Source organism: Roseomonas sp. KE0001 (assembly GCF_016107285.1).
GTDB lineage: Bacteria > Pseudomonadota > Alphaproteobacteria > Acetobacterales > Acetobacteraceae > Pseudoroseomonas.
The window spans coordinates 337,488-350,711 of the sequence record NZ_RCVQ01000004.1 but is presented as its reverse complement, the minus strand read 5'-3'; the positions used below and the strand labels follow the sequence as shown (position 1 = coordinate 350,711).

12 protein-coding genes are annotated in these 13,224 nt (G+C 68.8%); 2 read left to right on the top strand and 10 right to left on the bottom strand.

The features are described 5' to 3' along the window. Positions 1–21 precede the first annotated feature (21 nt). The 3 genes from D9598_RS10915 to lpdA all read right to left on the bottom strand — a co-directional run bounded on the left by D9598_RS10915 (position 22) and on the right by lpdA (position 2,273). Positions 22–333, bottom strand: a complete 312-nt coding sequence (locus D9598_RS10915) for a PGPGW domain-containing protein (protein ID WP_198366518.1) — start codon at positions 331–333, stop codon at positions 22–24. Positions 334–346: 13 nt separating this feature from the next. Continuing rightward, entirely contained in the window at positions 347–820 is a 474-nt protein-coding gene (gene ybaK / locus D9598_RS10910; protein WP_198366517.1) for a Cys-tRNA(Pro) deacylase, read from the bottom strand. A 61-nt stretch (positions 821–881) separates the two neighbouring features. After that, positions 882–2,273 carry a dihydrolipoyl dehydrogenase gene (gene lpdA / locus D9598_RS10905; protein ID WP_198366516.1) on the bottom strand — a complete coding sequence of 464 codons (1,392 nt, stop codon included), beginning with the start codon at positions 2,271–2,273 and terminating at the stop codon, positions 882–884. Between the two features lie 217 nt (positions 2,274–2,490). On the opposite strand from lpdA, the gene D9598_RS10900 reads away from it, so the two are divergent. Beyond that, entirely contained in the window at positions 2,491–3,489 is a 999-nt protein-coding gene (locus D9598_RS10900) for a tripartite tricarboxylate transporter substrate binding protein (RefSeq protein WP_198366515.1), read from the top strand. A gap of 84 nt (positions 3,490–3,573) precedes the next feature. On the opposite strand, the gene odhB is transcribed toward D9598_RS10900, so the two are convergent. The 7 genes from odhB to zapE all read right to left on the bottom strand — a co-directional run bounded on the left by odhB (position 3,574) and on the right by zapE (position 12,774). Next, positions 3,574–4,830 (bottom strand): 2-oxoglutarate dehydrogenase complex dihydrolipoyllysine-residue succinyltransferase, encoded by a 1,257-nt coding sequence (gene odhB / locus D9598_RS10895; RefSeq protein WP_198366514.1) that lies wholly within the window; start codon positions 4,828–4,830, stop codon positions 3,574–3,576. Between the two features lie 41 nt (positions 4,831–4,871). Continuing rightward, on the bottom strand, positions 4,872–7,760 hold the full coding sequence (locus D9598_RS10890; RefSeq protein ID WP_198366513.1) for a 2-oxoglutarate dehydrogenase E1 component: 2,889 nt from the start codon (positions 7,758–7,760) through the stop codon (positions 4,872–4,874). Positions 7,761–7,956: 196 nt separating this feature from the next. After that, complete coding sequence (sucD, locus tag D9598_RS10885) at positions 7,957–8,841, bottom strand: succinate--CoA ligase subunit alpha (protein ID WP_198366512.1); 885 nt, start codon at positions 8,839–8,841, stop codon at positions 7,957–7,959. 1 nt (position 8,842) lies between these two features. After that, positions 8,843–10,039, bottom strand: a complete 1,197-nt coding sequence (sucC, locus tag D9598_RS10880; RefSeq protein WP_198366511.1) for an ADP-forming succinate--CoA ligase subunit beta — start codon at positions 10,037–10,039, stop codon at positions 8,843–8,845. Between the two features lie 12 nt (positions 10,040–10,051). Further along, positions 10,052–11,005 (bottom strand): malate dehydrogenase, encoded by a 954-nt coding sequence (gene mdh, locus D9598_RS10875; protein ID WP_198366510.1) that lies wholly within the window; start codon positions 11,003–11,005, stop codon positions 10,052–10,054. A gap of 142 nt (positions 11,006–11,147) precedes the next feature. Next, the gene (locus D9598_RS10870) at positions 11,148–11,555 is read right to left on the bottom strand and encodes a hypothetical protein (RefSeq protein ID WP_198366509.1); all 408 of its coding nucleotides are present in this window, start codon (positions 11,553–11,555) and stop codon (positions 11,148–11,150) included. Between the two features lie 31 nt (positions 11,556–11,586). Then, positions 11,587–12,774 carry a cell division protein ZapE gene (gene zapE / locus D9598_RS10865; protein WP_198366508.1) on the bottom strand — a complete coding sequence of 396 codons (1,188 nt, stop codon included), beginning with the start codon at positions 12,772–12,774 and terminating at the stop codon, positions 11,587–11,589. 178 nt (positions 12,775–12,952) lie between these two features. Here zapE and D9598_RS10860 point away from each other — a divergent pair, with 178 nt between their 5' ends. Next, positions 12,953–13,219, top strand: a complete 267-nt coding sequence (locus D9598_RS10860; protein WP_198366507.1) for a DUF2171 domain-containing protein — start codon at positions 12,953–12,955, stop codon at positions 13,217–13,219. Positions 13,220–13,224 lie beyond the last annotated feature (5 nt).

Sequence of the window (13,224 nt, the reverse complement as noted above, 5' to 3'; positions counted from 1 at the left end):
ACTCCCCGAGGCGGCCCGGCCTCAACCCAGCCCCAGGCGGCGGCGCAGCCGGCCCCCGGTCTCGCGACACCACCGCAGCATCTTCGCCTCCACCGCGGCCAGGGAGTCCAGGCGTCCCGGCCAGCGGCGATCGCACCAGGCGAGGCAGCGCTGCGACCAGACATACTGCTCCCGCAGCACGAAAAGGCCCAGCAGCAGGAAGATCGTCCCGTTCAGCAGAGGCAGGATCAGGCCGATCACGCCCAGGAGAAGGAGGCTCCACCCGGCAAGCCGGCGTTTCCAGGACGGGCGGAGAGCGACCATGCTCCGCAGATGGCCCGTCCGGCCCGCCATCTCAAGCCGGAGGTCATGCGATCAGCGGGGCCGCTCGACCGCCCAGCGCCGCCAGGGCCGCGGCGGGATCGAGCCGGAGCTGCAGGCCGCGCTGCCCGCCATTGACGAAGATGTAGGGCTCGGAGAGCGCGGAGGCCTCGATGGCCACCGGCACGGCGCGCCGCTGGCCGAAGGGGCTGATGCCGCCGACGTGATAGCCGGTGATCCGCTCCGCCTCGGCCGGGCTGAGCATCCGCGCCTGGCGGCCGCCAAAGGCCGCGGCCAGCCGCTTCATGCTGGCCTCGCGGTCCGAAGGGATGACGACGCAGACCGGCCGGCCGTCCACCGCCGCCATCAACGTCTTGAGTACCCGCGCCGGCGGCTCGCCGATGGCGGCGGCGGCGTGGAGGCCGATGCTTGCGGCCTCCGGATCATAGGCATATTCACGGAGGGCGAAGGCGATCCCCGCCCTGTCGAGGGCCTGGGTGGCCCGGGTCACCCTGGACATGCCGCATCGCCTCCCGGGCGCGGGGGAGATCCCTCCCCTGCCCCGTCTCGGATGTCCCGCCTCAGATGTGCAGAGGCCGGCCGTCCACGGCGAGCGCCGCCTCCTTCACCGCTTCCGACAGCGTCGGGTGGGCATGGCAGGTGCGCGCCACATCCTCGGCGCTGGCGCCGAATTCCATGGCGATGGCGACCTCGGCGATCAGCGTGCCGGCATCCGGGCCCAGGATGTGGCAGCCGAGCACCCTGTCCGTCTCCTTGTCGGCCAGGATCTTCACGAAGCCGTCCGTGTCGCCCATGGCGCGGGCGCGGCCATTGGCCATGAAGGGGAACTTGCCGACCTTGTAGGCCTGTCCGCGCGCCTTCAGCTCCTCCTCGGTCTCGCCCACGCTGGCGATCTCGGGCCAAGTGTAGACGATGGCGGGAATCACGCCGTAGTTCACGTGCCCGGCCTGCCCGACCAGCCGCTCGGCCAGGGCGACGCCCTCATCCTCGGCCTTGTGCGCCAGCATCGGCCCGGCGATGACATCACCGATGGCGTAGACGCCCGGAACGTTGGTGGCGAAATGCCTGTCGGTCTTCACCCGGCCGCGCTCGTCCAGCTCGACGCCGGCCTCGGCCAGGCCCAGACCCTCGGTATAGGCGCGGCGGCCGATGGCCAGCAGCACCACATCGGCCTTGACCTCCTCGGCCCCGCCGCCGGCGGCGGGCTCGACGGTCAGCGTCACGCCATCGGCCGACTTCGCCGCGCCGGTCACCTTGGACTTCAGCCGGAACTTGATGCCCTGCTTGGTCAGGATCCGCTCGAACTGCTTGGCGGTCTCGGCGTCCATGCCGGGCACCAGGCGGTCGAGATATTCGATCACCGTGACCTCCGCGCCCAGGCGGCGCCAGACGCTGCCCAGCTCCAGCCCGATCACGCCGCCGCCGATGACCACGAAATGGCCCGGCACCTTCTCCAGCTCCAGCGCGCCGGTCGAGGTGACGATCTGCTTCTCGTCCACTTCGACGCCCTTCAGCGGCGCGCTGTCGGAGCCGGTGGCGATGACGATGTTCTTCGTCTCGTAGGTCTGGCCGGCGACCTCCACCTTGCCGGCGGCGAGGATCTTCCCCTTGCCTTTCAGCCAGGTGATCTTGTTCTTCTTGAACAGGAACTCAACGCCCTTGGTGTTGGCCGTCACGACCTCGCCCTTGCGCGCCTGCATGCGGGCGAGGTCGAGCTTCACGCCATCGACCAGGATGCCGTGCTCGGCGAACTTGTGCTTCGTCTCGTCGAAGCTTTCCGAGGATTGCAGCAGTGCCTTGGAGGGGATGCAGCCGACGTTGAGGCAGGTGCCGCCGAGCGTCTCGCGCTGCTCGACGCAGGCCACCTTCAGCCCGAGCTGCGCGGCCCGGATGGCGCAGACATAGCCGCCGGGGCCGGCACCGATGACAATGACGTCGAAGCTCTCGGACATGGGCAAGCACCCTTAGCTGACAGGAGGATGAGACGAAGCAGAACTGGCCGGCAAACTGGCCCGCCAGCGCCCGCGCGGCAAGGGGGTGGCGGCGACGCGCCGCCATTCGCAGGTGCCGGTGAAGGCGCGACTCCTCCTGTTGCGGCGCGGGCAAGGCTTCTGCCAATCTGGCGCGCAGAAGGAGGCGCCGTGAAGGCGCCCTGATGGGAGACGATCCATGCCGTATCACCCCTTGCGCGCCCTGTCGCGACGCAGGCTGCTCGCCCTGTCCGGCGTGACGCTCGGCGCCGCCTCGCTGAGCCGCCCGGCCCTGGCCCAGGGCCGCTTCCCCGACCGGCCGATCCGCCTGATCCTGCCCTGGCCCCCCGGCGGCTCCTCGGACGCGCAGATCCGTTCCCTGGCCGACCTCGCGACCCGCACCCTCGGCCAGCCCGTGCTGATCGAGAACCGCTCGGGCGCGCGCGGCCTGTTGGGGGCGCAGCAACTGCTGCAGGCAGCGCCCGATGGCTATACCCTGTCCCAGCACCATCTCTCGGTGCTGCGGCACCCTTTCCTCACCCGCGCCAAATCCTGGGACCCGGTGGAGGATTTCACCCCGGTCATCGGCCTCACCGGCTGGCTTTTCGGTGTCGTCGTCCGCGGCGACAGCCCCTACAAGGACTGGGCGAGCTTCGTCGCGGCGGCCAAGGCGAAGCCGGGCCTGCTGACCTACTCCACCAGCGGCATCGGCACGACGAACCACATCGCCATGGAGGATCTGTGCTCGCGGGCCGGCATCGAGCTCACCCATGTGCCCTTCCGGGGCACGACGGAGGGCGTCACCGCGCTGATGGGCCGGCAGATCGACAGCATCGCCGACAGTTCCGCCTGGATGCCGCAGGCCGAGGCCGGCACCTTCCGCGCCCTCTGCGTCTGGACCGCCGAGCGGGTAAGCCGCCTGCCGGACGTGCCGACATTGCGCGAGCTGGGCCACGACATGGTCGTGACCTCGCCCTACGGCATCGCCGGGCCGAAGGGGATGGACCCGGGCGTGGTCCGCGCGCTGCACGACGCCTTCCGCACCGCCCTCTTCTCGCCCGAGAACACCGCCATCCGCGACCGCTGGGACATGCCGCTCGCCTATCTCGACAGCGAGGCCTATCGCGACTTCGTGGTGCGCCGCGCCGCCTATGAGAAGGAGATGGTGGCGCGGCTCAATCTCAGCATCGATTCCTGAGGCCGGACAGCAAAACGGCCAGGACCGCGCGCGGCGATCCTGGCCGTGAGGGCAGGCCGGGGACAGCCCCGGCCACCACGCGGATCAGAGGTCGAGCAGCAGGCGCCGCGGATCCTCGATGCTTTCCTTGACGCGCACCAGGAAGGACACGGCCTCCTTCCCGTCGACGATGCGGTGGTCGTAGGACAGCGCCAGGTACATCATCGGGCGGATCTCGATCTTGCCGCCCACCACCATCGGGCGCTCCTGGATCTTGTGCATGCCCAGGATGCCCGACTGCGGCGGGTTCAGGATCGGCGTCGACATCAGCGAGCCATAGATGCCGCCATTGGTGATGGTGAAGGAGCCACCCGAAAGCTCCTCCAGCTTCAGCTGGCCGTCACGGGCGCGCTTGCCGAAGTTGGAGATGCTCTTCTCGATCTCGGCGAAGGACATCTGGTCGGCGTTCTTCAGCACCGGCACGACCAGGCCGGAGGGGCCGCCCACCGCGATGCCCATGTGCACGAAGTTCTTGTAGACCAGCTCGTCGCCGTCGATCTCGGCATTGACCGCCGGATAGTCCTTCAGCGCCGCCACGCAGGCCTTCACGAAGAAGGACATGAAGCCGAGCTTGGTGCCGAGCTTCTTCTCGAAGGCGTCCTTGTACTCCGACCGCAGCGCCATCACGGCCGTCATGTCCACCTCGTTGAAGGTGGTCAGCATGGCGGCGGTGTTCTGCGCCTCCTTCAGCCGGTTGGCGATGGTCTTGCGCAGGCGGGTCATCTTCACCCGCTCCTCGCCGCCCTCCAGGGGGCGCGGCGCCTTGGCGGCGGGCTTTGGCGCCTCGGGGGCGGGGCGGGAGAGGAAGGCCTGCACGTCGCCCTTGCTGACCCGGCCGTCCTTGGCGGTGCCGGTGCCGATCTGCTCGGCGGTGAGGCTGTTCTCCTCCATCATCTTGGCGGCGGCCGGCAGCGGCGCATGGCCGCTGCCCCCCGGGCGCGACACCGGGCCGCTCTCCTGGCGCGGCGCCTCCACCTTCGGAGCGGCGCCACCGGCGGGCTTGTCCGTGGGCTTCTCCGCCGGCTTCTCGGTCGCCTTGGGGGAAACCTTCCCGGCGCCCGCGCCGTCGCCCGCGGCGATGGTGCCGAGCAGCGCACCTGGCTCGACCTCGGCGCCCTCATCGGCGCTGATCGCCTCCAGCACCCCGGCGGCGGGGGCATTCACCTCCACCGTGACCTTGTCCGTCTCCAGCTCCACCAGCGGCTCATCGGCTGCCACCGCCTCGCCGGCCTTCTTCATCCAGCGCGCCACGGTGGCGCTGGTCACGCTCTCGCCCAGGGTCGGAACCAGGATCTCGGTCATGTATCGTCTCGCTTCTTTACCGGTGCGTGCTCGCAATAACGTCAGGACAGGCTGAGCGCTTCACGCACCAGGGCTTCCTGCTGCTGCTGATGAACCTTGGCCGAACCCGTCGCGGGGCTCGCCGCCTCCTCGCGGCCGACATAGACGGGGCGCGTCGCCTTGCCGCCCAGCGCCTTCAGCACCTTCTCGATCCGCCGGTCCACGAAGGTCCAGGCGCCCATGTTCTCGGGCTCCTCCTGGCACCACACGACCTCGGCATTCCTGTACTCGCCCAGAACGCGGGCCAAGCTGTTCTTCGGGAAGGGATACATCTGCTCCAGACGGACGATGGCCACGTCCTTCACGCCCTTGTCGCGCCGCTCCTGCAGCAGATCGTAATAGACCTTGCCGGTGCAGAGCACGACGCGCTTCACCTGGTCCGGCGCGGCGATGGCATCGGTCTCAGGGATCACGGTCTGGAACGTGCTGCCGGGCGCGAAATCGGCCAGGCTGCTCACCGCCAGCTTGTGGCGCAGCAACGACTTCGGCGTCATCACCACCAGCGGCTTGCGGTAGTTGCGCTTCAGCTGGCGGCGCAGGGCGTGATAGTAGTTGGCTGGGGTGGTGAAGTTGCAGACGGCCATGTTGCGCTCGGCGCACAGCTGCAGGTAGCGCTCCAGCCGGGCGGAGGAATGCTCCGGCCCCTGCCCCTCATAGCCGTGCGGCAGCAGCATCACGAGGCCCGACATCCGCAGCCACTTCGTCTCAGCGCTGGCGATGAACTGGTCGATCACCACCTGCGCGCCGTTGGCGAAGTCGCCGAACTGCGCCTCCCACAGCACCAGGGTCTGCGGATCGGCCAGGGTATAGCCGTAGTCGAAGCCCAGCACGCCCATCTCGGAGAGCAGCGAGTTGAAGGCCTCCATCCGCGCCTGACCGTCGCGGATGTTGTTCAGCGGCATGTACTCGGCCTGGTTGGTCTGATCGACCAGCACGCAGTGCCGGTGGCTGAAGGTGCCACGCTGCACGTCCTCGCCCGAGAGGCGGACGCGGTGTCCCTCGATCAGCAGCGAGCCGAAGGCCAGGGCCTCGCCGGTCGCCCAGTCGATCCCCTCGCCCGTCTCGATGGCGTTCCGCTTCGCCTCGAGCTGGCGGACGATCTTGGAATTGGCGTTGAAGCCCTCCGGCAGGCGCGCCAGCGCGGCGCCGATCTCGCGCAGCGTGTCGAGCGCCACGGCGGTGCCGTCCTCCTTCTCGGCATCCTCCGAACCGGCGGCCTTCAGCCCGGACCAATGCCCCTCCAGCCAGTCGGCCTTGTTGGGCTTGAAGGTCTGGGCCGCCTGGTAGGCCTCCTCCATCTGGACGTTGAAGGCATCCAGCATGGCCTTGCCGTCCTCGGCCGGCACGTCGCCGGACTTGGCCAGACGCTCGGCGTAGAGCGTGCGGGTGGTCTGCGTCTGCTTGATCCGGGCGTACATCAGCGGCTGCGTGAAGGCCGGCTCGTCCGTCTCGTTGTGGCCATGCCGGCGGTAGCAGACGATGTCCAGCACCACATCGGCGCCGAACTTCATCCGGTACTCCGCCGACATCCGGGCGCAGAACACCACCGCCTCGGGATCGTCGCCGTTGACGTGCAGGATCGGCGCCTGCACCGACTTGGCCACGTCCGTGCAATAAAGGCCGGAATAGGCATGCAGCGGCACGGTGGTGAAGCCGATCTGGTTGTTCACCACGACATGCACGGTGCCGCCGGTGCGGTAGCCAATGAGCTGGCTCATCGCCAGCGTCTCATAGACCACGCCCTGGCCGGCGAAGGCGGCGTCGCCATGCAGCAGGATGCCCATGACGCTGCGGCGGCCCTTGGTGTCGCCCGCCATGTCCTGGCGCGCGCGCACCTTGCCGACCACCACCGGATCGACGACCTCGAGATGCGAGGGGTTGGGCTGCAGCGAGAGATGGACCTGCCGGCCCTCGATCTCGATGTCGGTCGAGGTGCCGAGGTGATACTTCACGTCGCCCGAGCCCTGGACATCGTCCGGGTTGGCCATCACGCCCTTGAACTCGGCGAAGACCTGGGTGAAGGGCTTCTTCACCACGTTCACCAGGGTGTTCAACCGGCCGCGATGCGGCATGCCGATCGCGATCTCGTCCACACCCTCCTTCGCCGCGGCGGCGATGATGGTCTGCAGCGCGGGGATCGTCACCTCGCCGCCCTCGAGACCGAAGCGCTTGGTGCCGACATACTTGCGGGCGCAGAAGGCCTCGAAGCCCTCGGCCTCGGTCAACTGCTGCAGGATGGAGCGCTTGGCATCCGCGTCGAAGATCCGGGACCAGGGCGCGCCCTCGACCTTCTGCTGGATCCAGGCCTTCTGCTCCGGGTCCTGGATGTGCATGAACTCGACGCCGATCGGGCCGCAATAGGTGGCGCGGAGGATCTGCACGATCTCGCGCAGCGTCGCCGTCTCGCGTCCCAGCACCCGGTCAATGAAGATCGGCCGGTCCATGTCGGCTTCGGTGAAGCCGTAGGTCGCCGGATCCAGCTCCGGATGCGGCTTGGGCGTCTGCAGGTGCAGCGGGTCGAGCTTCGCTTCCAGATGCCCGCGCACGCGATAGGCGCGGATCAGCATCAGGGCGCGAAGCGAATCCTGCGCCTGCCGGCGGGCCGCGGCGGGATCGAGGCCGCCGGCCTTGCCCGCCGCCTTCGCATCCGCCTTGCCATCCGTCCGGGCAGCCTCGGGCTCGGGCGCGAAGCCGCCGCGCGGGCGGGGCGCCCATGAGGCGCCCGTGGCGTCGTGCAGCACCGCGCGGGCATCGTCATTGAGGGCCGCGAAGAGCTCCTGGAAGGAGGTGTCCACGCTGTCCGGATTTTCCACCCAGCGCGCATAGAGGTCGGCGAGGAAGGTGGCATTCGCCCCCGTCATCGCGCTTGCCAGGATGTCGATACCGGCCATCATCTCCTCCTCGCCCGCACCACCATCGGGCGGGGCGGTGTCTCACGGTCTCAGGTGCCACAAAAGGCAGCGCCGCCCCCGATATAGGGACGGCGCTCTGGAAGATAGTACATGGGCGCAGATTCTTGCAGAGGCGCATGCCGGACCCGCATGGCGGGCCCGTATCGCCGCAAGGATTGCTGCGCCGCAGCAAACATCAGCCGCGCAGGGCCTTCACCATGGTCGAGCCCAGGGCGGCGGGGCTTTCGGCCACATGGATGCCGGCCGTCCGCATGGCGTCCATCTTCGCCGCCGCCGTGTCCTTGCCGCCGGAGATGACGGCGCCGGCATGACCCATACGGCGGCCCGGAGGCGCCGTGGCGCCGGCGATGAAGCCGACCACCGGCTTGGCCTTCGGCCCCTTGTTCTCGCGCGCCAGGAACTCGGCCGCCTCGATCTCCGACTGGCCGCCGATCTCGCCGATCATGACGATCGACTGCGTCTCGGGATCGGCCAGGAACATCTCCAGCACCTCGGTGAAGTCGGTGCCCTTCACCGGGTCGCCGCCGATGCCCACGCAGGTGGACTGGCCGAGGCCCGCCGAGGTGGTCTGCGCCACCGCCTCATAGGTCAGCGTCCCCGAGCGGGAGACGATGCCGACCGAGCCGCGCTTGTGGATATGGCCCGGCATGATGCCGATCTTGCAGGCGTCCGGAGTGATCACGCCCGGGCAGTTGGGGCCGATCAGCCGCGACTTCGAGCCGGACAGCGCCCGCTTCACCTTCACCATGTCGAGCACCGGGATGCCCTCGGTGATGCAGACGATCAGCGGGATCTCGGCGTCGATCGCCTCCAGGATGGAATCGGCCGCGAAGGGCGGCGGCACGTAGATGACCGAGGCGGTGGCCCCGGTCCTCTCCGCACATTCGGCCACGGTGTTGAAGACCGGGAGGTTCAGGTGGGTCTGCCCGCCCTTGCCCGGCGTCACGCCGCCGACATACTTCGAGCCGTAGGCGATGCCCTGCTCGGCATGGAAGGTGCCCTGGGCTCCGGTGAAGCCCTGGGTCATGACCTTGGTGTTCGCGTCGACCAGGATGGCCATCTTACTTGGCTCCCTTCACGGCGGCGACCACCTTCTCGGCGGCGTCGGCCAGGTTGTCGGCCGGGATGATCTTCAGGCCGCTCTCGGCCAGGATCCGCTTGCCCAGCTCGACATTCGTGCCCTCGAGGCGCACGACCAGCGGCACCGACAGGGTCAGGTTCTTCGCCGCCTGCACCACGCCGGTCGCGATCATGTCGCACTTGGCGATGCCGCCGAAGATGTTGACGAGGATCGCCTTGACGTTGCTGTCCGAGGTGATGATGCGGAAGGCTTCCGTCACGCGGTCGGCCGTCGCCGTGCCGCCGACATCGAGGAAGTTCGCCGGCGAGGAGCCATAGAGCTTGATGATGTCCATCGTCGCCATGGCGAGGCCGGCGCCGTTCACCATGCAGCCGATCTCGCCGTCGAGCGCGACGTAGTTGAGGTCGTGCTTGACCGCGTCCAGCTCCTTCGGGTCCATCTCGCTGTCATCGCGCAGCGATTCCAGATCCTTGTGGCGGAACAGGGCGTTGTCGTCGAAGGAGACCTTGGCGTCGAGCGCCACCACGTCGCCCGCGCCGGTCACCACCAGCGGGTTGATCTCGACGATGGCGCAGTCGAGCTCGATGAAGGCCGTGTAGAGCGCCGTCACGAACTTGCCGAAGACGCCGACCTGCTTGCCCTCCAGGCCGAGCCCGAAGGCCAGCTTGCGAGCGTGCCAACCGGAGATGCCTGCGGCCGGATCGACCGTGACCTTCAGGATCTTCTCCGGGCTGTGCTCGGCGACCTCCTCGATCTCCATGCCGCCCTCGGTGGAGGCCATGATGATCACGCGCGAGGTCTCGCGGTCCACCAGCAGGGACAGATAGAGCTCCCGCTTGATGTCGCAGCCGTCCTCGACATAGACGCGGCTGACCAGCTTGCCGGCCTCGCCGGTCTGCTTGGTCACCAGCGTCTTGCCGATCATCGCCTCGGCGGCGGCCCGGACGTCCTCGACCGACTTGACGACGCGCACGCCGCCCTTGCCGTTCGGGTCCTCCTTGAAGCGCCCCGCGCCGCGCCCGCCGGCGTGGATCTGGCTCTTCACCACATAGACCGGGCCCGGCAGCTTCCCGGCCGCCTCGGCGGCCTCGTCCGCGGTCCAGGCGACATGGCCGTCGAGCACCGCGACGCCGTAGCGCCGCAGCAGCTCCTTGCCCTGATACTCATGGATGTTCATGCGCGGGGTCCTTCAGCCAACCAGCTTCTTGGAGGCATCCAGCAGCTCCTGCACCGCGGCGCAGGACTTCTTGAAGGCGGCGGCCTCGGCCTCGGTGAACTCCACCTCGACGATCCGCTCCACGCCCTTCTCACCGATCACGACCGGCACGCCGACATAGAGATCCTTCACGCCGTACTGGCCGGTCAGCCAGGCGGCGCAGGGCAGGACGCGCTTCTTGTCCTTCAGGTAGCTCTCCGCCATGGCGATGGCGGAGGCCGCCGGCGCGTAGAAGGCCGAGCCCTTCTCCAGCAGCTTGACGATCTCGCCGCCGCCATTGGCGGTGCGCGCCACGATGGCGTCGATCTTCTCCTGGGTGGACCAGCCCATCTTCACCAGGTCGGGCACCGGGATGCCGGCCACGGTGGAATAGCGGGTCAGCGGCACCATGGTGTCGCCATGGCCGCCGAGCACGAAGGCGGTCACGTCCTCGACCGAGACGTTGAACTCCTGCGCCAGGAACAGGCGGAAGCGGGCGCTGTCCAGCACGCCGGCCATGCCGACGACCTTCTCGGGCGGCAGGCCGGACTTCTGCTGCATCACCCAGACCATCGCGTCGAGCGGGTTGGTGATGACGATGACGAAGGCGTCCGGGCAGTGCTGCTTGATGCCCTCGGCCACCTGGGCGATGACGCCGGCGTTCTTGGCCACCAGGTCGTCGCGGCTCATGCCGGGCTGGCGCGGGAAGCCGGCGGTGACGATCACCACATCCGAGCCGGCGATGGCGGCATAGTCGCTGCCGCCGGACATGGCGCTGTCGAAGCCATCCACAGGGCCGGACTGCATGATGTCCAGGGCCTTGCCGGCCGCGACGCCGCCGAACACGTCGAACAGGACGACGTCGCCCAGTTCCTTGAGGCCGATCAGGTGGGCGAGCGTGCCACCGATGTTGCCGGCGCCGATCAGCGCAATCTTCTTGCGGGCCATACAGAGGCTCCTTCCCGAGCTGACGATGGGAGGCGAATTCCGGAGAACGTGCAGCGGCTACCTACTCCGCCCCACCGGGGCGGGCAAGGCGGGCCAGCGCCAAATAGCGTGGCTCCCGAGGCGGATCAGATCACGTCATCCGTCAGAGCGGAAGGCAGCGAACCACATCATCGTGACCGCGCGCCAGGGTGGAAATGGTCCCCACTGGACACTCGCGCTGCGTTCCGCTGGCCAGCGGCAGCCCGGCCTGCCAGGAGCCCGAGGCCATGACCTGCCGCCGCGCCGGCGCCTTGGCCTGCGGACGGAGCCGGGTGCCGGGGGCGATCAGCTGTCCCGGCCGCGCCACCACGGCCCGGTAGTTGCCGGCAGCCGGGCGGGACGCGCTGCGCGAGGCCGACGCGGTCTGCCGGGATGCCGAGCGGGCGGGATGGGCGGCCTTGGAGGATTTGCTGGCCGCGGCCTCGCGGCCGGCGGCCTCGGCCGGAGGCGCGGCCGCCGTCGCGATGGCGGCCGCCATCAGGCCGAGCAGGCAGAGCGGGATCAGGCGCATCGTCGGCTCCTTTTTTCCGCCCGCCGCAACCTCATGTGAGATGCGGCAGGCCGAGATAATCGTGGCTTTGCATTTCGACCAGGCGCGAGGCGGTCCGCTGGAACATCGCCGCGTTCTCGCCCTGCTCGTAGAGACGGTCCGGCACCGCGGCGGCGGAGGCCACCAGCTTGCAGCGGTGCTCGTAGAGCGTGTCGATCAGGGTGATGAAGCGCCGCGCCCGGTCGAAATTGTCCGGCCCCAGGCGCGGCACCCCGTCCAGCACCAGGGTGTGGTAGTGGGTCGCGAGGGCCAGGTAGTCGGCCGGTCCCAGCGGCTTGCCGCAGAGGTCGTCGAATTCGGCCCGCGCCACGCCGCCCACCGCCTGCGGGATCTCGACACGGCGGCCCAGCACGCTGATCACCTCGGGCTCGCCGCGCGGCCGGCCGGTCAGCTCCTTGAAGGCGGCGTCGAGCGCCCGCTCGGCCCGCCCGTCGGCGGGCACGTGCCAGGTCGGCAGGCCCTGGATGCGGTCGCGCCGGTAATCCTGCGCCGACTGCAGCTGCAGAACCGCTACGTGCTTCTTGATCAGGGCGATGAAGGGCAGGAACGCATCCCGCCCTGGCCGCCCCTTGAAGAGGTCGTCCGGCGCGGTGTTCGAGGTGGCGACGATGACGGTGCCGCGCGCGAAAAGGGCCTCGAAGAGCCGCCCCAGGATCATCGCATCGGCGATGTCATGGACCTGGAACTCGTCGAAGCAGAGCAGCGAGGCTTCGGCCAGGATCTGGTCGGCCAGCGGCGGGATCGGGTCGGCCGTGTCGCCATGCTGCCTCTTCCAGGCATGGATGCGCTGATGCGACTGCTGCATGAACTGGTGGAAGTGGATGCGCTTCTTCCGCGGCACGTCGGCGCAGGCGAAGAAGAGATCCATCAGCATGGACTTCCCGCGGCCGACCTCGCCCACCAGATAAAGGCCGCGCGGCGCGTCGCCCGGCGCCTCGTCCACCGGCTTGCGGCGGAAGAAGCGGCTCATGAAACCGCCACCCTCCTTGCCGGGCTCCTCATGCCGGGGCTCGTACCCGCGGGTGCGGCGCCAGAGGTCCTGCAGGGTCTCGGCGGCCAGGGCCTGGGCGGGGTCGGAACGCAGTTCGCCCGCCGCAACCTTCGCGCGATAGGCGGGAAGCGGTCCGTCGGCGGTGGATGGGGCGGTCGGCGCCGCCCCCGGCATCGTCGGGCCAAGCATCGCGTTGCGGCATAAAGGTTAATGCCCGGCTCGGCAAGACGGGATGTTAGCCGACGAAGCTCATACGGCACATGAGCCGTGAGAGTGATATCTATGTTTTCTTGGGCTTTTTAAGCATCCCTTCCTCGCGCCGTTCGTTAACGTGACGCGATCGAAGCAATGATTGAGGAGAGCCACAATGATCGACAAGTCCAAAATCACCGAACACGCCGAAATCCTGGGCTCCTGCGGCCGCCATGTTGGCACCGTGGACCATGTCGAGGGCGATTTCATCAAGCTGACCCGCTCGGATTCCGAGGACGGCCAGCACCATTACCTGCCGATCTCCGCCGTCGCCTCCGTGGAGGAGGGGAAGGTGACCACGACCATGAACCATCAGGCCGCGCGCTCCCTGCTGCAGGACAGTCCGGAGGCGGGGCTGGGGGCCGATCCGACCCTCGGCTGAAGCCG